This is a genomic window from Leptolyngbya sp. NK1-12 (genome assembly GCF_032598965.1).
Classification (GTDB): Bacteria; Cyanobacteriota; Cyanobacteriia; order Elainellales; family Elainellaceae; genus Elainella.
Genome location: NZ_CP053586.1, coordinates 4,976,622 through 4,999,339, shown reverse-complemented (window position 1 = coordinate 4,999,339; position 22,718 = coordinate 4,976,622). Strand labels below are relative to the sequence as shown.

Below are 22,718 nucleotides of genomic sequence, written 5' to 3'. Positions count from 1 at the left end.
GAGACGGGGCTGCTCCCAATATCAGCTAGGATCAGGATGCTGTCCGCCTACTAACCTGTTTGGCAATGAACGCTGTTTTACCTCCTCTGTTGCTGCTCGACCGCCTGTTGCAAGATTGGTTGCTAGAAGATATCGGGCGGGGGGACCGAACCACGCAAAGTTTATTTTCCAGTCAGCCGCCGTTGGGGCAGTCCCAGTGGATCGTCAAAGAAGCGGGCATCATTGCCGGACTTCCCATAGCCGCGCGCGTGTTTCAGCTGCTTAACCCAGAAATGAAATTCACGGCGTTGGTGGCCGAGGGGCAGTGGTGCGAGCGGGGGCAGGTGGTGGCCGAACTCGCCGGTCCGCTGGATTGCCTATTAACCGGCGAACGAGTGGCGCTGAATTTAGCCATGCGGTTGAGCGGTATTGCTACTCTGACGAACAAATACGTGATGCAAATTGCTGATCTGCCAACCCAGCTCGTAGACACACGCAAAACTACACCAGGGCTGAGAATCTTAGAAAAATACGCCACGCAAGTCGGAGGAGCCACCAATCACCGCATGGGATTGGACGACGGAGTGATGATCAAGGACAATCACATTGCTGCTGCCGGTGGTATTGCCGCTGCCATTGCCCAAATTCGCACCCGCATTCCCTATCCGCTCACGATTGAAGTGGAAACGGAAACGCTAGAGCAGGTGCAAGCAGCTCTACAGCAAAATGCTGATATTATCATGTTAGATAATATGTCAGTTGATGTAATGCGGCACGCTGTGGAGATGATTCGAAGCACGAATAATCGCATCAAAATCGAGGCCTCTGGCAACATTACGCTAGGCACAATTCGAGTCGTTGCTGAAACCGGAGTCGATTATATTTCCAGCAGCGCTCCAATTACCCGCTCTACCTGGCTAGATCTGAGTATGAAAATCGGCCAATAGCTCTTGATAGTATGCCTCAGTCTCGTGAGGAAGATGGGACATTGGCTGCAACCTTTGACCAGACAGTTTTAGCGCCTGAGTAATTTGAATTTGACTGAGAAAATCCAGATCGTGGGAAATCACCCATAATGCACCTTGGTAGTTGTTAATTGCTTTCACTAAATAATCTACCGTTTCGATATCGAGATTATTGGTTGGTTCATCCAGAACTAGCAAATCTAGTTCAGCAACGCTGAGTATAGCAATCGCCAGTCGGGCCAATTCACCGCCGCTTAATACCGCCGCCGGTTTGTAAACCTGATCGTTAAAGAAGAGGAAATGGCCGAGCTGCTGACGCAGCAGTTGATAGGGCAAATCTGGATTTGCATCCTGGAGGTTTTCTAGCACGGTGCGGTGGCGCTGCACGAGGGCATAGGTTTGGTCGAGGTAGACGGCTTTTAGGTTTGCAGCCAGTGACCATTCACCTGCCGTCAACCGAGCCGCATCTAAACCAAGGATGGCTTTGACCAGGCTAGACTTGCCCGATCCATTGGCACCTGCTACCGCAATCCGATCGCCGACCCGAATCTGAAGTTGAATGTCCTCAATCAAGGTGCGATCGCCCAATTGCAGGTTAGCTGCTTCAACCCAGATCAACTGTCGCCGCTTCTGGCTGGTTTCTTCCAACTGAATTTGTGCCGCTTTGGTGGTTCTGAGCTTAGTATCTGCAACTTTTTGCACCGCTTTGGCAACGGCAGCCTCGTGTTTTTGTTTAGCGATGCCAGCCGTCACCTCGGCTTGACGCTGCTTGGCTCCAGCGACAATTTTTGGCATACTGCCTGCCAGCCGTTGGCCTTGTTGCCGAGATTGGGCAGCCCGTTTTTGTTCTTGTAAGGCCGATGCTTTGGCGCGTTTGAGTGCCTTGCGGGCCACTTCATGAGTACGCAAAGCCGCCTGCCGTTCGATCTGCTTCTGGGCGCGGTAGTCAGAGAAGTTGCCGCCGTAGATATTCACTCCGGTAGGCGTCAGTTCCCAAGTCGTCTGCACCACCTGATCAAGAAAGAACGGCTTGTGGGACACGATCACAAACGCTCCCTCAAGGTGGGTGAGACATTGCCGCAACTGTTCTAGCGCTAAATAATCCATGTGATTTGTCGGCTCATCTAGCAGCAATAACTGCGGCTTCTGAGCTAGCCCGACTGCCAAAAATAGCTTGGTCAATTCGCCGCCGCTAAGCGAGTTAATCGGTAGAGATAGATCGAGTTTCGTACCAAATTGGCTGTCTAGAATTTCTTCAACCTGCCACCATTCCTCATAGGCTGAACTCATTACATCCAGCACGCTCACAGGATTTTGATACTGTAGTGTGCTAATTTGTGGTAAATAATAAACGCTACTGTTTCGATTGACTGCTCCCTGGCTTGGTTCTTTTAATCCTGCTAAGATTTGCAAAAATGTAGACTTCCCGATTCCATTGCAACCTACTAAAGCAATTCGATCTGTGGCGGTAATGCTGACTTGCACGTGATTAAATAATGTTTCAGTAGCTGAAACGGCATAATCAATCTCCTGTGCTACTAAATAGACATTTGGATATCCCATATAAACACCTCCTCATGTGGCGCTGGGTTTAATTCACTGGGGATAGAGAGTAATGGCTCAGATAACTCGCGATTTCTCAGATTCGAGCATCAACAAGCTTGGGTTTTGACAATGCACAATAGCTTGTCTGTGCAAGAAGTTGAGTTTTGCAATCCAACGTAATTGCAACCAAAAATCACAGAATGGTTTTCAAATTCAAGCTCTCAAATTCAAAAAAATCTTTAAGTTACCTTTCACATACCGCTGCGGCAGCTATCTTCGTGATACACAGCAAAGCTGAAACCGCAGTTCGCATTTTTCTGACTAGATTTTTCTGACTAGACGGCGTTTAGCGCCTTGCTTCCCTACTTCATTGTTAGAAGAATCCTGAAAGGTGTAGTTCTTACTATACTACAACACCGAGATTCACATTCCGGATCGGCAGAAATTTTCAGTAATTTTCAAAAACTTAAATCGAGCGGCTGCCAGCGTGAATAAACCAGAAGCATCCCACCAATAAATCACTCACAGGGTAAATGGATACCTGAACTCGGTCGGTAATCCTCTTTTCTCTGGTTTTCCTCTAGACCGCTTTTGGATTCTGAACGACACAAATCATCTACTTCAATGGGGTAAACAGCGATGTTAGCAGCCTCCACTTCAACTGGGTTTAATGCATCGAACTTTAACGGATCGAATTCTCATCAACCAACGATCGCTTCTCCAACAATCAGATCTAAGCTGCTGGTTGGCTTGATTGACACAGACTTCAAGCCTGATAAGGCTACCATTGCTCCGACACAAATTCTTTGGGGCTGGAATCACTACTCCGGCAACGGCGCATCATCTGCTCAGCCAACCAATTATCAGCACGGCAGTGCAGTCCTGAAGGTGGTGACAGCTTCTGGATCGGGGTGTGCAAATGGTAGGGATCGGCAACCTCTGCTGTGGCTTGGTCGGGCGGTGGGAACTGGCCAATGGGCGGCATCGTTGGTGGAGTTTGTCACAACAGTAAGAGCACTGGGGACCGAAAATGCCGTCATCAACCTCAGCTTTGATCTGGTTCAGGTCAATCCAGACGGTCAACTCACAACTCGGTTTAAATTAGCACCGCAGGAACAGGCTGCTCTCCAGTATGCCCATCAGCAGGGCGTTCTGATTGTAGCCGCCGCAGGCAATACCGGTGGAGCTATGTCAGCTCTGGGTCAGGCCGCCAGGATGTTCGACAACATCATTACCGTAGGGGCTGCCGAGCAACAGCAGCGGGCCGTCTACTCTAGCTATGGTCCAGGTCTAGCTCTAATAGCCCCCGGTCGTCTAGCCGATTCCACTGGTACCACTCGCACCGGCACTTCAATCGCCGCGGCCCATGTAACGCAGGTGGTTCAGCAAATCTGGGCTGCGAATCCTGGGTTGAGCTATCGTCAGGTCGGGGAAATCCTTAAAGCCACCGCCACTCGGTTAGAGGCATCTGTCACAGACGTGGGAGCTGGCTTACTGAATCAGGTGGAGGCGGTAAACCGGGCTAGGGTCACTCAGGCAGAACCTTACCAGCCGCCAGAAAGATTCGCACCACCGAGCTTCGCTCCGATGCTGGAGTCAACCCTCGAACGTCCGGCATGGGGAATTAAGATTCCTAATCCGATCAAGGTGATCAAGGATGTGGGCAGTAAGGCTGTTGATACGGCAAAGTCAGTGGGTAATACAGTAGTGAACGGAGCGCAGGCGGTCGGTAGTGCAGTGGTGGATGGGGCACAAACCGTCGGGAACACGGTAGTCGATGGAGCGCAAGCGGTGGGGGGTGCCGTTGTGGATACCGTGCAAACGGCAGGGAATACAGTGGTGGATACGGCGCAATCTGTCGGTAATACAGTGGTGGATACGGTGCAAGCAACGGGGGGTGCCGTTGTTGATGCAGCCCAGGCTGTCGGTAATACTGTAGTTGACGTAACTCAAACCGCAGTCAATACGGCTATTGATGGTACTCAAACTGTAATTGGTGCAGTTGGTGGCGATGTAATCAACCAAGCGATTGATAGCGTCCAAGGGGCAGTAAACGGAGCCGTTGATGGCGTGCAAGCAGCCGGGAATACCGTCGTGGATACGGCGCAACAGGTTGGTAATACAGTGATTGATGCCGCACAAACCGTAGGAAATACAGCAGTTAATGGGGTGCAGCAAGCTGGTAATACGGTGGTTGATACGGCTCAGGTGGCGGGGAATGCCGTGGTTGATACGGTACAAGCCGTTGATAATACGATTGTGGATGCTGTTCAGGCAGCCGGAAATGCTGCTGTTGATGCCGCGCAGACGGTTGGTAATGCGATTGATGCCGCTGTTGGTTGGGTCAGCGACAAGACGCAAGATGCCGCAAGTTGGACATCGGATCAGATTGGGGATGCTGCCAACTGGACGGCTGATCAACTCGGTGATGCCACCGATTGGGTGTTTGATCAAGCCGGGAATGTCGTCAACTGGGGGTTTGACAAAATTGGCGATGGAGCGAAGTGGGTGCTGGAGCAAGTTGGTCTTGATGCAGCCGGTAAGTTTGTAGATGATGCCTTTGATAAGGCTGGTGCTGTTGGCAATACCGTCTTTGACAAAGCAGGACATATTGCAGATGCTGCAATCGATGAGGCTGGAATCATTTCCAACACAGTAATTGACACAATTGGAAATGGGCCAGATGCAGTAATCGCGAAAGTTGGAGATAAATTATTGGGAGCGCTACAGCGTGGTGAATCTTGGCTGACCGATCTACCAGATCGGTTTAAGCGGCTGGGACAAGATTATTGGGATATGGTGCAGTCGATTGGACAAGGGCGTTTAGGCGATGCGGCAAAAGCTTGGGCGCGAACACAGTTAGACTGGGTTGAAATTGCTGGCATTCCCGAACTGGCCGAAACTGCCGCAGATTTACTCAAACTCAATACTCGCTCCCTCACCAGCGAAGAAAAGGCAATTGCTAAAAGCGTATTCGGAGATTCGATCAATCTAGATTTGGTGCGAATTGATGAGCAAGCCCGCTCGGTGCATGCCGCTAAAGAAGTGGATAATGGCGAAACCAATCGACCGTTCACCACCTTCCACACTATCAACACCTGGGGACCAATCGACAAATCAACCCTGATCCATGAACTCACCCATGTCTGGCAGTACGAGCAAGATGGCGCCATTTACATTCCCCAAGCGCTACAAGGGCAACATTCTGATACAGGCTACAGCTATACGATTCAAGCCTTAGAAAACCATCGAGCTGCTAATCAGGGACTGACGGTTGACTTTAACCGCGAACAGCAGGCCCAGATCATCGAAGACTATTATGCCAAACGCGAAAGCGGCAACCTTCAGCAAGAATCCGAACTGGCCTCCTACACCTTTTTTGTTCGAGAGGTGTCGAGCCTGTACCAGTCTGCTTCTGAAAGTCGAGTGCTAGAGTCTGGAGATACTCATTTGGTACTGCTGGGAAATGCAGCGATTGATGGCACCGGAAACGATCGCGGTAACGAAATTACCGGCAATGATGCCAGCAACCATCTAGCAGGACTGGCCGGTAATGATCGCCTCTTGGGCCGAGCCGGAACCGATGAACTCAACGGCGGCGAGGGCGAGGATCGTTTGTTTGGCGGCAGTGAGGATGACATTCTGCTCGGCGGAGCTGGAGATGACCTTTTAGTTGGTGGCGCTGGCAATGATACTCTGACTGGCGGAACCGGCAAGGATCAATTTGGTTTTCTGACCTCAGGCGAAGGTATCGATAGCATCCAAGACTTTTCGGTCGCGGACGATGTCATCCGAATCTCCCCAGGGTTCGACAGCAACTTAACGCCGGGTGTGATTGCAGCGAATCAATTTCAGATTGGCTCAACTGCCAGCAGCAGCGACCAACGCTTTATCTATGATGCTGGAACTGGGGCACTATTCTACGACTCTGACGGTACCGGTTCTGCGGCGCAGGTTCAGTTCGCCCAACTCTCGCCGGGATTAGCGCTCAATCACAGCAATATTGTGGTTGGATAACAAGAATTGAATACCTCAGTAAATATAAAAGGACGATCGTTGCCACTTTTAGCCGGTCGTCCTTTTTAATTTAGCTCCTAGACGGGAAGCCCCGCGTTCTACCCGTTAGGGTGAACGTCGCGTGGGAGAGTCGCGTGACTGAGCGGAGCGAAGGAGCAATTTGCTTTGATTCTCAACATACCGAATCAGCACAGGGAGAGGTGCATGCCCACACGAGTCAATCGAGTAGGATTCATTCCAGAAACCTTTATCCCAGTTCCAGTAAACTTTTCTCAGTTCAGATTCAAACTCTGATCTAATTCGTCTACTGGATACACTTTTCAGGTTGTCGATGAACTTGCTGAGTTGCATTTGTGGAGCGTATCTGAACAAAACGTGCAAATGATCCGGCTCACCGTTGCATTCAATCAAATCACACTGCCATTTCTCGCAGAGATCTTTGACAATTTCTATCAACCTTTCAAGCATTTCGAGGCTAATTACGCTTTTTCTGTACTTTGGAGTTAATACTAGGTGAGCGTACAAACGGCTAACACCTCTAGACCTTGCAATATAACTGTCTTTTGGCATTGTCATTTCTAATGAGCGTGTTATAATCGTAGCATGAGACTTGCATACCAATACAAACTACTTCCAACGACCGAACAACAAACCACGCTCAACAGGTGGCTTGATAGGCTGCGGCATCAATACAACTGGATGCTGGCAGATCGGTTTGATTGGTGGGAAATGAATCGCTGTGCAATCAACTCATGCCCTCTGGTTTGCAGTATTGCTGAACCGAGAGAGCAACCTGAATACTACGGGCAGAAACGCGCTCTAGTCGGTTTGAAGCAAGATAGACCCTGGTACAAAGAGATTCATTCTCAAATGCTGCAAGACATGGTGAAGCGGGTAAAACTCGCTTTTGATCGCTACATCAAAGGGGACTGCAACGGAAAGAAGTCAGGGAGGCCAAGATTTAAGGGTGCTGGTAGATACCGCAGTTTTACCTATCCTCAAGCTTTGATTGATTGGATTGACGGCAACAAAATTGAACTACCTAAGATTGGTAGAGTCCAGGTGATTTGGCATCGTCCACTACCCACAGGGTTTGAGGTTAAGTCAGCCATCATCACTCACAAAGCGGACGGATGGTATGTCACCCTCAGCCTGCAAGATGATTCTGTTCCTGAGTCTAGTCCTGATGTAGATTGGGATAATTCGGTTGGCATTGACTTGGGGCTAAAAGAGTTTTTGGTTACATCCAACAATGAGCGGGTGGAAGTCCCTCAATACTTCCGCAAAGCGCAGAAGAAACTAGCCAAGTTGCAGCGCTTTGTATCCTGCAAACAGAAGGGTTCAAACCGTCGCAAAAAGGCTGTCAATCGGGTAGCAAAACTGCATCTAAAGATTGCACGGCAACGGAAAGATTTCCATTTCAAAGTGTGGAGTTGGTTGCTTGAAAAGTATGACGTCATCATTCACGAAAAACTGAATATTAAAGGGCTGGCAAAGACAAGACTAGCCAAATCAGTGCTAGATGCTGGATGGGGTCAATTCTTGGCGATTGGGGCTAACAAGGCTGAGAGAGCCGGGAAGCTAACCTTACCTGAGAACCCAAACGGTACAAGTATTGACTGTTCTGGTTGTGGTGAGAGAGTTCCGAAACCGCTTGCTGATAGGGTGCATTGTTGCCCCAATTGTGGGCTTTTCCTCTGTCGGGATTTGAACGCTGCGATTAATATCAAAAAACGTGCCGTGGGTCATCAGGCGCGTCAACTTACGGGAAATGTCTTGGCGGTAGTCGAGAGTCACCGTAGAAGCCCGCGCTGTACAGCGTAGCTGTCAGCGTCGGGAGTATGTCACATTTTGATTAATTCAATATCATTAGCGTTTGTAAAATAACCGGCCCCAGCCGGAATTTTTGCCTTCGGGCAACCAGCGGTGGTTCAGTACAGAGCGGGGATAAACCACGCCATTGCCATTGTTGACTGGACCCGTGTAGCCGCCTCCCGCATCCAGCAGACTACCAAACGGATCGTGGCAAATATAATCTCTGCGTCCGGTTCTGCCAATCACCACAATCATATGACCGCCGGTAGGAGACGCCAACGTGCCGCGATGCAGGATTCCGAGCACAATTGGCAAGCCTGCTTCCAAAGATTTGTCCAGATCGGCAAAGCCCAGATTTGTGTGCCAAGTGGATTTGATGCCAATTTGAGCTAAAGCTTTGGTTTGGGCGGTATGATCCGTTGTATCGCCGTATTTGCGTACGATTTTGTAGTATTCATCATCGCCGGAAATTTTTGCCCCCAAGAAGCGCGCTACCATGGCACAGCTAGAGGTGTTGCAGGTGCGCATCGGCTCATAGCGGTTATCAACCTGCTGATAGTAGGGCACCTTCAGGCGAATGATGTTGCTTTTGGGAACGGCCTGCCAATCGCGCCACATGCGAAAAAAACCTTCCAGGGTTTTGGGCTGAGTTGCCTGTTCCAACCAGTTCAGTGCAGCATTTTGGTGAGGCAGTGCCTTATAGGATTGAAACACCTGCACAAAATCGATCGGGCCTCGCTCTTCGCCATCTCGCCACATCAAGGCAAATTCCGCCTGTTTCTCTGCTCCAGTTGAAGCTTGCAGCCACTGCACCAGCTTGATTTGCTGCGGATCGTTGTGAAACTCATCTGCGGCCATCAACAAACTCAGATTTGCTGCGGTTTGCCCAGCTGCAGCGTGAGCTGATCTGGCTTGAACAGTCTGCTGATTCGTTGTCGCAACCATAGATTCTCCCCCCGAATTGTCTTTTTTCTAACATTCCCGTCACCTAGAAGCCGATAACGAGAGCAGAGATAGACCCGGAGGAAGTACAAGCTTAGAAATCGACACCGCGTTTTAGATTCACGCCTTTTTCGGCGTAGTGTTTGTGGCAGTAAACCTCAGAGTGGACACTGGCCAGATCAAAATAGGCGGGTGGGTTTTTGCAGCGCCCGGTGATAATCACTTCGGTATCGCGGGGTTTGCGCAGCAGAGCATGCACAATCGCTGTCTGGGGCAGCAGTTCCAAATCTACCGTTGGATTCAGTTCATCCAAAATAATCGTTTTGTACAGGCCAGAGGCAATCGCCGCTCGCGCAATTTCCCAACCCCGCTCTGCTTCCACATAGTCGATTTCCTGCTGTTGCCCCCGCCAGACAATGGCGTCCCGTCCGCAGCGCTGATGATCGACCAGATTGGGATAGCTCTGCCGCAATGCCGCAATTGCATTATCTTCGGTGTAGCCCGATCCACCCTTGAGCCACTGCATGATCAGCACCCGATGGGATTTATCTTGGCTGATGCCTTTGCCAATGGCTTGTAGAGCTTTGCCCAACGCACTGGTGGATTTGCCTTTGCCTTCACCCGTATAGATTTCGATGCCTTCGATGCCATGAGCGACGGCGTTGGGATGGTGATACGCCTTCATCTCTGAGTGCAGATCGGCAATATCCAGCAAGGGTTGGGGCGCGCCTCGACCGGTAGCAATAATCTCCAAATCCTCCGGTTTATTGGTCAGCGTTTTCACCACTTCGTCTGCCGGCAGCAGACCCAGATCCAGCACCGGATTGAGTTCATCCAGCACCACCACGGAATAGAGTCCCGAAGCAATTGCTCCCTTTGCCACATCCCATCCCCGCTGGGCCTCTAGCCGATCAAACCGGGTAATTTCATCGGGACCAAAAAACTCGGCTCGTCCAGTGCGCACCTGATCAATTAAATGGGGAAAGCCGCGTCGCAGTGCTTCGATGGCGGCATCTTCATCGTAGGTACGTCCGGGACCCTTGAGAAAACGCAACAGCAGCACCCGCGTTTGATTGCCCGTATTGATGCCCAATCCAATCGACCGCAGCACCACTCCCAGAGCCGCCTGCGATTTGCCTTTTCCAGCCCCATCATAGACGTGAATTTGACCCACCAGCCGCTCGGAGCGGGTTTGCGCTGTACGAATGCCAATACCTGTTCTACTCATAGATTTGGATAGCTTCAGAAATCGCCAATTGGGAGTGCCATCGATTAAGGAGTTGATTGTAGCAAAGGTTTGATGAGAGGAGGCAAAAGTTGAGGGACAGCAGCCCAAACCAGAGGCAGGACAGGTATTGCAGAAAGGGGACAGTGCGTGGATCATCAACGGGCAAACCTGCCCATACAGCAAACAAGAAACATACTGGCTCCTGACTCCTCCTGATATAGGATTGCTATAGATAGAGGCGGCGAACCAAACTTTACGTTCAATTGAGTGCCAAGCCGGTTTCATGGTAACTGATGTCTTCCCGTTTCGGGCAATTGTAATGCAGTGCTTACTGCTGACGGTGGCAATCGCGGTCGAATCCACCGTGCTGTTGCAAATGTTGCGCACCGCTGATGATCAGCCCTACGCTCCTCGGCAGTGCATTCAGTATGCGATGGTGATGAATTTGCTGTCTACGGTTTTGGGCTGGTTCACAATTTTTAGCTTTTTTAGTTTGGCGACCAGTTTACCCTCCGACTGGTCCCGTGATCTGGAAACAGCCTTGCTCAACCTGATTTTCTTTGAGCCACTGGCTGGCCCATCACGCGGTTTTTTGGTGATAGCTGGCTTCGTCACGTTTTTTGCCAGTTTTATCGTCAAGCAGGTAGGGCTGTGGGGATTTCGCTGGCTGCTGCAATCCGAGTTGCCTCAGATCAGTCGGGAAAGCGATACAGAAAAAGACAAATTTTCTAAGGATGGTATTCGCGAGCTAAGAAAAGAGCCGCGAGAAGATCAGCTCAACATCAACGCGGTTTTGTTTGCCAATGCCTGGAGCTACAGCGCCATTCTGATCATTCTGTTGATTTTTGCCTTTTAAGTTACGTTGCCCTTTAAGTCCCAGGGAAAACTGCTGTGGATACCATTACTCGTTTTCTGCTTGACTTTTTCCTAGTCAGAAATTTTTCCAAATTTGTTCGCAATCGGGCACAGCAACTCCAAACCTGGCTGAGCAATCTGAAACCGTTTTCCTGGGAAGTCAGCCTGATGCTGAGCTTGCTTTCCTGGTTTGTGGTGCTGATCTTGCAGGAAATCTATCTCAAGAAATTCGTTTCCATTTTTGCTTGGGGGTTTTTAATTATTGGCGTGGATTGGGCGCTGTTTGGTAGAACTATTACGATTCCGCTAGTTGGGTTTAGGCTGCGCTATGCCCCCTGGATTGCCGGTGCCATTGCCTGTATCGCCTTGCTCACCAACGACTTCATCATCACCGATTGGCGGGGTGCCTTAGTGAGCTGGCCGATCGTTTCAGCCGCGTTTGCCGGCTATTCTCGTTTCATTGCCTCTGGGTTCAAATGGCGCTTGCCCGATTCCACTGGACGGCAGGATCTGGTGTTATTGTTTTTATTCGCTGGGCTGCTTTCTTGCTGGTTTCAGTTTCACTTCATGATTCAGGATATTCTGCGATTGTATCCCTACCTACTTACCAACGACTTTGATCGCAGTCTGTTTGTAGTGCGGCTTAACCCAGACCGGAAACCCACCTCACCGGCCTATCCGTTACTAGAAGTGGCCGAGCAGGTAGTCCGCGAGGAACTGACAGGCAAAACCTGGGAAGAAGCTAGCACTTGGCTAAATAGCCTGAACGAGTCGGACACGCAGGCCGAACTGAGCCGTCAAATTGTGACTCAGCTCTATGGCGACCGCTTACCTCGCGAGCAACAGCTTTGGCAAATTACAACAGAGACAAGCCAGGCCGCAACTAATTCGTCCAGCATCGATCTGACCTTGCGCGCGCTATGGCAAGGAGCCAGTTCCCGTCCCGATGGCTATGCCGTCAAGCGATCCTGCACAGTGCAAAGAAGCGCCCTATCCACTCCCCAAACCTTTGCCGATTTACAGGCCCAAACCCAATTTGGTGCTCAACTCACCTGTCAGCCAGCGCAGGAGGAGCAGGCATAATATATTAGATCCAAACAAGGAGGATACCGTGCATCTAGGTCGGACATTTGTGATTGCGGCCAATGTATTCCGTGAGGTGATTCGCGACCGGATTCTGTATTTAATTGCCTTCTATGGGCTAGTTTTAGCCGCAGCGACGCAGCTACTTCCCTGGGTGGCCGCCAATACTCAAGATAAAATCCTGCTGGATTTAGGGATTGCCGCCATTAGCCTCCTGGGATTGCTGGTTGCCGTCTTTGTTGGTACTGGGTTGGTGAACAAGGAAATCGAGAAACGCACAGTTTTCGTCATGATTGCCAAGCCGATCAGCACTGCCGAGTTTATTGTCGGCAAACACTGGGGATTGACTGCTGTACTGGCGGTGCTGGTTGCAGCCATGACTGGAATTTTCTTTGCCGTGCTTAGTGTTCAGCAGATTCCCTTTCCGGTTCTTAGCCTTAGCTTGGCGGCCCTGTTTCAAATCCTGGAGTTATCGCTGATCAGCGCCGTTGCCATTTTGTTTGGCGTTCTCACCAGCCCGGTGCTGGCGATGCTACTGACCCTTGCAATCTATCTGATGGGACACCTGAGCCGCGATCTGCTGACGTTGGGCAATTTGGCCAAAGATACGGCACTGTCTCAGGTAACGCAAGCGCTCTACCTGATTCTGCCCGATCTAGCGCGGCTCGACTGGAAAAATCAAGCCGTCTATGGCATGGAGCTGATGCCTTCGCTGCTAGAGCTAGTCAGCCATGCGGCATATGGGTTAATTTACACTGCACTGTTGCTAGCAATTGCGACGTTTATATTCTCGCGGCGGCAGTTTTAAGGTAGGTTGAGTCAGTACAATATTCCAACTAAACACCCTAAATTTATGCAAAGGTGATGAGAATATACTTGAGCAATTTAAGAGAATGTTTGAAAACGTCTTGCATCGCCCCCTAAATCCCCCACCCGTGGGGGACTTCCGATCCCGTATGTCTGGTTCACAGTCCCCCATTGATGGGGGATATAGGGGGCTGGTTCAAAGTCCCCCCTCGCGCTTTGAGCGTAGCCACGAACAGAAGGGGGGATGGAGGGGGCGGTGCGGGTTGCAGCGTCGACTCTTAAAACACCCTCTAAGACGATAGTTGCAACACTGGACTATCTTTACCTGGACTATCTTTACAGCGAGACGATGTTGCGAGCAATGGAATCACAATTACGAACTCCGTTCCCTTCCCAAGTTCAGAGTTGACCTCGATGCGTCCGTTGTGCTTTTCCACAATTGCATAGCAGATAGACATCCCTAGTCCCGTTCCTTTACCGACCGGCTTTGTTGTGAAAAAGGGATCATACAACCGTTGCTGCACCTCTGCTGACATTCCCATCCCGTTGTCAGCAATGCAAACCGCGACTTCATTGTGATTGACCAGTTTGGTCTGAATCCGAATGGTTGGAGTTAAAGATTCCTCCAAGGCATCAATCGCGTTGCTCAGGATGTTCATGAACACTTGATTGAGCTGACTAGCATAGCAGGTGATTTCGGGCAATTCTCCATATTCTTTGACAAGAACGATCTCCGGGCGGTCTGTTTTGGCTTTCAGATGATGCTGTAAAATCAGCAGCGTGCTTTCAATTCCCTCATGAATATTCACAGGCTTCATCTCGGCTTCATCCAAGCGCGAGAAGTTCCGCAACGAGAGAATAATTTTTCTAATCCGGTCAGACCCTACCTTCATCGAGTGGATCAACTTCTGGACATCCTCTCGTAAGAAGTCCAGCCCCATTGTTTCAAATTTGGCTTGAATCGCAGAGGCAGGCTGGGGATAGTGCGTTTGGTAGAGAGCAATCAGCTCAAAGAGTTCCTGAAAATAGGTCTCGGCATGGATAACATTACCGTGAATAAAGTTGACGGGATTATTGATTTCGTGTGCAATACCCGCCACCATCTTGCCCAGCGATGACATTTTTTCAGCCTGAATTAACTGAATCTGGGTAGATTGCAATTTCTCTAGCGTTTCCGTGAGATGTTGGTTCTTTTTGTGTAACTCTTGGGTCCGCTGTTCAACTTTTTGTTCCAGCGTGTTGTAGAGTAAAGCGTTTTGCAACGAGATTGCTGCCTGTGCCATCAGGAGTTGCAACACCTCTACCCGATCACGCGTAAAGGCTGCCGGAGTCAAATGATTTTCCAGATACAGAATCCCAATCAATCTGCCCTGATTGTGAATCGGTGTACACAAAGCACTCTTGGGTTGGTGCGCCAGCACGTAGGGATCGGCTGAGAAGGGCGCTTCGAGGCGAACATCATCGATGATTAGCGTTTCGGCGGTGCGAGCTACATAATTCACAATTGATTGGGGCACTATTGGACTAGACTCCACTGCAACGGGCGGTTGTAACGGGAGTGCAGCCTGCTCCCCCGACTGGGCAGCAACCACCCACTGCTCGTCCCGGCGCAACATCAACACGCTCTTTTGTGCTCCTGCATTTTCAATCACCACTCCCATCAACTTAGACAACAGTTGATCGAGTTGAATTTCACTGGAAAGGGCTTGAGACGCCTTCATCACAGTGGTCCAATCTAATGGTTTGGGCCCATCCAGGCTGCTGTAGTTACTAGAGCCTGTAGAGCTGAGGGTGACTCGTCTGAGTGGCATTCTTTCGGGCTGCGACGCCGTGATCAGCAGGGTCGGATAGTCTTGCTCCAGACGAGCGACCTTTGTCTTTGCACCCCAGCGAACATAGGCGTAGTAAGCATCGGTCAAATAGACCTGAGCAATCTTGGCTTTGCCCCATTCCAGGTAGAATTTACCAGCGAGTTCATGCGCCAGCGCTTCTTCTTGGTAATAGGTATGAGCGGCTGCATTCGCAATCGCTTGATCATAGTGCTCAATTGCCAGCGTTGGTTGCCCTAAAACGCGATATCGTTCTGCGGCAACCAAATGGAATTTGTGCAGAAAATTCATCGGGGCAGCCGTTGCCCATTGCTGCATCTTTGCCTGATTCCTCTGCACTTTTTCTAAAATAACAGATTGCTCTAGCGCGGTTGCATTGGGATAACTTGCCAATCTTGCCAGTGAATCGTAGAAGTAAAACGCTGGAATGAAGTACAAGCCTGTCACACCGTCGATATATTGCTCGGCCATCGTTGCCCAGTGAACGGCTTGCTGAATCTCGCCAAACAAGTAGCCGAGAATTAGTTTGTTAAAATAAACCTGATAAATTCCATAGCGATCGTCTGCTTGCCGGTGCAACGGCAGTGAGTAGGTTTCATCATACGCTTCTCCGACTAGATCGGTGGGATTCTCTGGCGATTTCAGCAAGTTTAATACAGTCTGTCGATAAATCTCGTGATAGTTCAGTGTGTTAAGTTGCTTGATTTGAGTCAACGCCGCACTATAGGTAGCGAGTTGCCCTGCGAGCTGATTCAGTTCTCGCCCGCAAAAGTAGGCATATTCGTTGTGATGCAGAATACAATAGGCGGCATATTCAATATCTCCAACTTCTAGACCATTGTGATATGCCTCTAAAAGCGGCTCAAGCGAATCGGAGAGGGGTTGCTGCCAGTGAGTGGTCATTCCGTAGACAATCGTGAAGGTTTTCGGCTTCAAGGTTCTGGCATCTAGGTGCTCTAATAGCTCAATTGCTAACTGTCCAAAGCGATAGGCGGTTTGAGTATCGCCTTGAGTAGCGAGTAAAAGCCCATAGTTAGCATAGGCAAAGGCAGACCAAGCTGAATTGCCATAGTTGAGGGATAGATTCACCTGCTCAGCGATTACCAACGGCAGCAAGGATGGACAGCTCACAAACGTAATCGAGATTAGCGTGGCAAGGATACGCATCGCGGCGAGGATTTCGGGTTGCTGCATGGGAGGGAGGAGAAGCAGCGCTTCCACCCCTCGCGCAGCTAACGTAGTCTGAAGACGCTCTAGAATCGGATCAACTGCTGATGGTGTGGGTGCGGTTGGTAAGTCAATCCCCAGCAGACGCAGTACCGATAACGCAAGTGCCAGCGCATCTGCTAACTGATTCTGAGCAACGTGCGCCTGAATCTTGACCTCATAGACCTGAATTTGATCCAGCAATGTCTTCGCGTGTTGCAACACCGGTTCTGCCAGGGAATCGATTTGATTCAGTTCACCACTGAGGTAAGCCGCCTCGATCGCTTCCGAATACAGCGCTAGGGTTAGCTGATAATCTTGGCTCCAGGCATCGGCTGATAACAAGCTGCGCCCATGATTGAAATAACCAAAGGCGGCACTATAGGCAGCAGCAGCAACCGCTTTACGTCCTGCCTGTAAATTGAGTTGCGCTAACTGTTGTCGCTCGATTGGATTATGAATCAGCGCAGCGCCCAAGTTGAGTTGATTGACAATTTCAAACCGTTTCTCATCTTGTTTCTCCTTCGCGATCTGATGCAGCAGCCGTTGACCAATGCGTAAATGAGTCGCTGGTTTCTGCTCGTCGGGAGTTAGCAAATAGGCAGCTTGTTGAACGCGGTCGTGAAGAAATTTGTAATGGGGAGATGAATCATCAGCAACGGTTAATGAGTTCAATGCCTGATCGCCTAGCAAGGCTCCATGACCGTCTGCGTGAAACAGTTTGTACTCATCTCCAGTTGGCAACAGAAATCCTTCTTGCAAAGCAGCCCACAGGTCTGCTGCGGTTTGATGAAGCGATCGCTCACACACAATCGATAGGGTGGCTAAATCAAACTGATTACCAATACAAGCAGCGAGCTTGAGGACATGCTGAGTGGCAGCGGGTAATTTCTGAAGCTGAAGCCGCATAAACTCGATGATGTCATCGCCCATTGCCAGAAGCTTGACTTGAGCCAAGTCAGCTTGCCATTTTCCAGTTTTAAAGTCAAAGACAATCAGCTCGTCTTCGTGCAGTGCTTTGAGGAACTGGGTGATGAAAAAGGGGTTGCCCTTGGTTTTGCGATGCACCAGCTCACTCAAGGGTCGTGCTTCTGAAAACGTGTAATTAAGCGTATCAGCAATCAGATGATTGACATCACCCTGGGTCAAAGGCATGAGGGTAATCGTATTCACCCTCATGCCAGCTTTTTGAATCTCACTCACCGTCAGCATCAGCGGATGGCTGGCCGAAACTTCGTTATTGCGATAGGCTCCAATCAAGAGCAGATGGTGGCTTTCGGCATCACTCATCAACAACTGCATTAGTTTAAGCGATGCAGCATCGGCCCACTGCAAATCATCCAGAAAAATCACCAGCGGATGATCGGGTGTGGTAAAAACCTGGATAAACTTTTGAAACAGCAGGTTAAAGCGATTCTGGGCCGCACTACTCGGCAACTCCAGAGCAGGAGGCTGCGGACCAAGAATTTTTTCTAATTCTGGAATCACCTCAACTATCACCTGGGCATTCTCGCCCAATGCTTTCAAGATTTTCAGTTTCCACCGTTCCACCTGAGCATCACTTTCGGTGAGTAATTGTTCGGTTAAATCACGAAACGCTTGTACAAAACCGGAAAGGGGAATATTGCGCTGAAACTGATCAAACTTACCTTTAATGAAGTAGCCGCGCTGTTGCAGAATAGGCTTGTGAATTTCATGGATCACAGCAGTTTTGCCGATTCCAGAGAATCCAGCCACAAGCATCAATTCACTATGAGAGCACTGGGGATTGAATGCTGATTGTGCCGTAGATAGTTGAATGCACTCGAAATCGAATCCTGATAATGTTGAGCGTTCTGACGCTTGCATAGACGATAAACGCGCTATACGCTCAAATGCAGCGAGTAACTTGGCCACTTCCCGTTCTCGACCGTAGAGCTTCTCAGGAATGCTGAAGCGACTTGCAATGTCTCGTTGTCCTAATGGAAAGGTCGCAATTGTGCCCTGTTCTTGCCATCGGTGCAGGCAAATCTCTAGGTCATGCTTTAGGCCGAGGCCACTTTGATAGCGGTCTTCGGCGTTCTTTGCCATCAGTTTCCCCACAATTTTGGAAATCATCTGCGGAATCGTTGGATTGAGCTGCTCAACCGTAGGCGGTTGTTTGGCAATATGGCAATGCACTAACTCCATTGGATCGTTGGAGTCAAAGGGCAATTGGCCCGTCAACAATTCAAAGCAGGTGACGCCGAGAGAGTAGAAATCGGTGCGGTAATCAATCCCCCGATTCATGCGTCCGGTTTGTTCCGGTGAGAGATACGCTAGAGTTCCTTCCAACACATTTGGACTAACCAGCGATTGCGTTTCACGCGGTAACTGGGATGCCAGACTAAAGTCAATCAGCTTAACCTGTTTCGTAACCGGGTTGATCAGGATATTGGCAGGTTTGATGTCTTTGTGAATGATGCGATGGCGATGCAGTTGATCCAGAATTTCGACTAGCGCGATCGCAATTTGCAGAAACTCTGTCAGGTAGTCTTGATCTACCTGCTTGCTCGCCCAATAGTCCCGCAAAGATATGCCGCCACAATCTTCCATCACCAGGGCAAACCCATTTTGGTAAGGCTCCAAGCTGTAGAAACGAATGACTCCAGGCAGGGAAAGCTGTTGCATCAACGTATATTGATGCTTGAATTGCACCAGCTCTGCAAAGCTAGGATAGAAGCTTTTCAACAGCTTGATGATAACAGGCCGTTGGTTCGATTCCTGATAACCGCGACAAACAAGCGTTCTGGCACCGTCGTAGATCGTTTCTAGAATCTGATATCCCTGGATCTGAATCTGCTTTGCCATTGTTTCCCAATGATTAGCGACAAACTAAGCCCAGGCTAGTTTTCCCAACTTTGATGCAGTAATAGAAGAATTTCAGGAAGCTGAACTCCTGAATGGACAGCTTGAAAGGTTGGAACTGTCCTAATCAACATTCGTGCTGCTGTCAACCTGTCTATGAGCTGCCCAAGGTCCATAACGCTTGATTGAGGAAGATACAACCCCAAGCGTTTGACCTAATATCAAATCCGACTGAATGCCCTAATTTAAACGCGATATTGCAGGCGGCATTTCCTGCGGAAAGGCTACGCACGCCTCTACGCAAAAACCATTGGATTGTACAGACGTTTCGGCGAAACGTCTGTATGTATGCGAACGCTGACGGATCAATTGGTAAGTGCAATTCCATCACCCTATGGTGTAACTGAATAGACAAACTAAGATCCTCTCAGCAATTTCACGGTTAGAAAAAATACTCGGACCTCTTGAGGAGCAGAAGCAGGGCTTCAATCGCTCAATTTATCAGATTGTAAAATCGTATAATAGAATACATTTTGACTTAAGAAAGTATTTTATTTTGACTAGAAATTACGAAAGTTCACCTAAACATGAATAAGGAAACAATCAATTTTGCAAAAGTTTACAGTGAATATACTTAAATAGCGTTCTCAGAGAATTTTCGCTAGAGCCGATCGAGAAAATTACGCTATCTTCACCAACAGCTTCGGTGTTCTCGGTTGTCTTCTTTTAGATGCACGATTTGCTTCTAAGTACAATCCGTAACCTGGATTAGGGCGAAGTGTTGGCACAGTTAGTGCTTGTTCGTCTGCAATCCTGTTCTAGATTGCAATTAGCTCAAGCCGAATCGTTTGCCCTTACAGCTATTTTCAACCGGTTCGGCAACCGGAATGGGGGCACTGCTTCTCATAGCAAAGGTTTCGCCCTAGGTCCGGTTGACCGACACGAATATAGCAGTACACAAACGGATCAGGAAAGCCTAGCTTGCTAAGCTGATCCGTTCGGGCGGATAGCTATCCTAAGTGTCCTATCCGTTTCATCCTCAAATCTCTTAGAAATTTCCTAGTCAAGCAAAACCTACAGTTCAAAACGTATGACGCTGTCTACTAAAACAGTTCATTCGCCGTATCTGGTTGATCGTCTGCTAACAGGCAAAGATGAGAACCTGTTCAACTATGTGAAGTTTCGCCTAATTAAGCAAGCCTTGCGTGAATCCGGTATTGTCCAGCCTCGGATTCTGGATTTGGGCTGTGCTGACAAAATTGCGTTGCGCTACCTGTCTAAACTGGGAGTTGAGTTTGATTACTGTGGAGTAGACTATGAATCTCCATTCGCTCCCGATATTTTGGCAGACCTTCGCAAAGCTGAACAGATTGTTCCCAAGCTTCCCTGGCAACCCAATGTCATTTTTCTGCTGGATGTTTTGGAACACCTCGATGGACTCGAAACTGACATTCTTCAAGTACTTGAGGCTTGTTGTTCAATTCTGCCACCCGATGGACTGGTTATAGTCACCATTCCGCAGATGTATCGACTGGATCGATTCAAGTTCAAGCATCTGCACTATAAAGAACACAAGATTCGCTTACGGCAAACGGAATGGTATAATCTCCTGAACTGTGAACTCAAGGTGTGCAAAAGTCGGGGGGTTGGGTTCATTTCGGTGATTCCCTATCTGGTGATGTTCCATCCTCGCTACGAAAAGTCTCCTTCCCTGATGCGTCTGTTTAAGCAACTGCGCGAGAAGACTCTGGAGAAGCCATTTCTGCGGGTTCTAGATTGGCATCTCAGTCGGTTATTGGGTGGGCTGCCATTTTTCCGCCAGTGGACAAACGATGTTTTGTTTGTCTGCCAGGTGCCTTCCTCAAAGTCCAAGCCTTAAACGACTTTGCAGAAAAAATCGACCTTGAAACAGCTTGCAGGAATGCTTAATGAACACATTTCATCCAGACTTTCTTGGTGAAGTTGCCCGTCGGGTCGGGATTCAACCTCATCCTAACTGTCGGCAATTTGTCGTGCAGCATCTTTATGAGGATACGCTGCGGCTATTGCTGATTTCCCATCAATTCTTTCCCATCGATGTAGTGATTGGTGTTAGCTACTCTGGCAAAAAACAGGTTGTAGAAGCCTTGCAGCAACAGGGCATTCGCGTGTTGACACCGGGATTTCACGAACTTGAGGCGACCATCCAAACCGAGCTAAAACAAAGCCTGGAGCGGTGTCGCTTAGCCGGAAATCAACTCATCCTTCATGAGGTCGGTGGCTATGCAATTACGATCCTACACAAACATTATCGAGAATACTGCAATGTTGTTCGCGGCAGTGTTGAGATTACAAAACAAGGGGTATGGGCTGCACGCAGGATTGATAACCTGTTGATTCCTCAGTTGAACTGTGCTGAAACCAGGCTAAAGGAAATTGAGGGAGATTATGTGGGGGATGCCGTCGTGCTGTCGCTGGATACGATTCTGCGAGAGATTGGTTATTCAATAGCAGGGCGTTTAGCGTTGGTGAATGGCTATGGCTGGGTTGGGCGTGGCGTCTGCCGCAGTCTGCGCGCCAAAAATGTAGTAGTAGCTGCGTATGATATCGATGTGATCAAACAGGTTGCCCTGAAGCTAGATGGCTTTCTACTGCGAAGTGAATTAGATAGCCTGAACCAAGTTTCGCTGGTAATCGGTGCATCGGGTGCCTGTTCGATTACGCCAGAACTGATTGACCAATTGGGCCATCGTACCATTTTGGTGAGTGCCAGCTCCAAAAAGATTGAGATTGATTTGGATTATTTACATACTCAGGCCCAGTGGACCGAATTTGTCCATCCTCATGTACAGGCTTATCACCTTCCAGATCGCGTTCTATATCTGGTAAATCAGGGCTATCCTGTTAATTTTGTAGGCAGTAGTGTCCCTGATGAAATTGTAGAATTTTTATTTGCAGAAGCGCTGATTTTGCTGGAGCAACTAGTCTCCCATGATTTTTCACCGGGAACGTTTCCGTTGGCTCCAGAGTTAGAAGAGATTCCAGCGCAGGTTTGGTTGGATTTACGATAGTTGAAGAACTTGGTGCCAAGATAAGGCATGCTCAACGCCTTACGGCATCAAAGGTTATCCCTCATTCGTCACATTAGGCAGAGGAAAACTGCGGCAGTGGAACCAAAGGAGCTATATACTGGGGGCCTTCCGATCCCCATTTTTGCTCAGTTTCCCTCAGAATTGGCTACGGTGTATACACCAGTTGAAGATCCCCCCTCCCCCCTTTCCCAACGGAGGGAACCGGAGGCGAAGTCTGGGCGAAGCCCATACCAAACCGGGCTTGAAGTCCCTCTTGATCTACGCCGAAGGCGCATCCCCGTAGGGGTTTAGGGAGATGGAGGGGGATCAAACCCTTGTATTGATTCGCGATCGAGATCGGTGTGCACCGTAGCCCAGAATTGGGGGGCTAGGGCTTCGTTCGTGGAACGCGCTCCGCGAGCGACGTGAGACTTCGGCGTGAGCACTGCCCCTATGGGGCTAGAAAAATCAGTCGAACGCTCAGCCGAACGGGGTGAATCATCCGCCCATTCAGCAACGCCAATACAAAAAATTCCTCCCCTGGCGGTTCTACCTTAGCAGAGGAGGAATG

Annotated in this window: 13 protein-coding genes; 8 read left to right on the top strand and 5 right to left on the bottom strand. The window is 49.4% G+C overall.

All coding sequences use genetic code 11. The annotated features are described in order from the left end of the window. Positions 1–65: 65 nt before the first annotated feature. Entirely contained in the window at positions 66–926 is an 861-nt protein-coding gene (nadC, locus tag HJG54_RS21190) for a carboxylating nicotinate-nucleotide diphosphorylase (protein ID WP_316431242.1), read from the top strand. Here nadC and abc-f read toward each other — a convergent pair. Then, the gene (gene abc-f, locus HJG54_RS21185) at positions 897–2,507 is read right to left on the bottom strand and encodes a ribosomal protection-like ABC-F family protein (protein WP_316431240.1); all 1,611 of its coding nucleotides are present in this window, start codon (positions 2,505–2,507) and stop codon (positions 897–899) included. The genes nadC and abc-f overlap by 30 nt on opposite strands. A gap of 621 nt (positions 2,508–3,128) precedes the next feature. Here abc-f and HJG54_RS21180 point away from each other — a divergent pair. Beyond that, positions 3,129–6,506, top strand: a complete 3,378-nt coding sequence (locus tag HJG54_RS21180) for a S8 family serine peptidase (protein WP_316431239.1) — start codon at positions 3,129–3,131, stop codon at positions 6,504–6,506. Between the two features lie 105 nt (positions 6,507–6,611). Here HJG54_RS21180 and tnpA read toward each other — a convergent pair whose 3' ends face one another. Continuing rightward, positions 6,612–7,076, bottom strand: a complete 465-nt coding sequence (gene tnpA / locus HJG54_RS21175; RefSeq protein ID WP_316431237.1) for an IS200/IS605 family transposase — start codon at positions 7,074–7,076, stop codon at positions 6,612–6,614. Positions 7,077–7,109: 33 nt separating this feature from the next. Here tnpA and HJG54_RS21170 point away from each other — a divergent pair, with 33 nt between their 5' ends. Continuing rightward, positions 7,110–8,330 carry an RNA-guided endonuclease InsQ/TnpB family protein gene (locus HJG54_RS21170; RefSeq protein ID WP_316431235.1) on the top strand — a complete coding sequence of 407 codons (1,221 nt, stop codon included), beginning with the start codon at positions 7,110–7,112 and terminating at the stop codon, positions 8,328–8,330. Positions 8,331–8,375: 45 nt separating this feature from the next. On the opposite strand, the gene HJG54_RS21165 is transcribed toward HJG54_RS21170, so the two are convergent. Together HJG54_RS21165 and HJG54_RS21160 are read right to left on the bottom strand one after the other, a co-directional pair. Continuing rightward, positions 8,376–9,266: a C39 family peptidase gene (locus HJG54_RS21165; protein WP_316431232.1), complete on the bottom strand. Its 891-nt coding sequence runs from the start codon at positions 9,264–9,266 to the stop codon at positions 8,376–8,378. Positions 9,267–9,357: 91 nt separating this feature from the next. Beyond that, on the bottom strand, positions 9,358–10,491 hold the full coding sequence (locus tag HJG54_RS21160) for a cob(I)yrinic acid a,c-diamide adenosyltransferase (RefSeq protein ID WP_316431230.1): 1,134 nt from the start codon (positions 10,489–10,491) through the stop codon (positions 9,358–9,360). Between the two features lie 283 nt (positions 10,492–10,774). On the opposite strand from HJG54_RS21160, the gene fraC reads away from it, so the two are divergent. The 3 genes from fraC to HJG54_RS21145 are packed head-to-tail and all read left to right on the top strand — an operon-like array spanning position 10,775 to position 13,237. Beyond that, positions 10,775–11,347, top strand: a complete 573-nt coding sequence (fraC, locus tag HJG54_RS21155; protein ID WP_316431228.1) for a filament integrity protein FraC — start codon at positions 10,775–10,777, stop codon at positions 11,345–11,347. Between the two features lie 35 nt (positions 11,348–11,382). Further along, a complete protein-coding gene (locus HJG54_RS21150; protein ID WP_316431227.1) occupies positions 11,383–12,429 on the top strand; it encodes a DUF5357 family protein in 1,047 nt (348 codons plus the stop codon). 28 nt (positions 12,430–12,457) lie between these two features. Then, a complete protein-coding gene (locus tag HJG54_RS21145; RefSeq protein ID WP_316431225.1) occupies positions 12,458–13,237 on the top strand; it encodes an ABC transporter permease in 780 nt (259 codons plus the stop codon). 289 nt (positions 13,238–13,526) lie between these two features. On the opposite strand, the gene HJG54_RS21140 is transcribed toward HJG54_RS21145, so the two are convergent. After that, positions 13,527–19,100 carry a trifunctional serine/threonine-protein kinase/ATP-binding protein/sensor histidine kinase gene (locus tag HJG54_RS21140; RefSeq protein WP_316431224.1) on the bottom strand — a complete coding sequence of 1,858 codons (5,574 nt, stop codon included), beginning with the start codon at positions 19,098–19,100 and terminating at the stop codon, positions 13,527–13,529. A gap of 1,087 nt (positions 19,101–20,187) precedes the next feature. On the opposite strand from HJG54_RS21140, the gene HJG54_RS21135 reads away from it, so the two are divergent. Together HJG54_RS21135 and HJG54_RS21130 are read left to right on the top strand one after the other, a co-directional pair. Next, positions 20,188–20,976: a class I SAM-dependent methyltransferase gene (locus HJG54_RS21135; protein WP_316431223.1), complete on the top strand. Its 789-nt coding sequence runs from the start codon at positions 20,188–20,190 to the stop codon at positions 20,974–20,976. Positions 20,977–21,025: 49 nt separating this feature from the next. Next, a complete protein-coding gene (locus tag HJG54_RS21130; RefSeq protein WP_316431222.1) occupies positions 21,026–22,147 on the top strand; it encodes a hypothetical protein in 1,122 nt (373 codons plus the stop codon). The last annotated feature ends 571 nt before the right edge of the window (positions 22,148–22,718 follow it).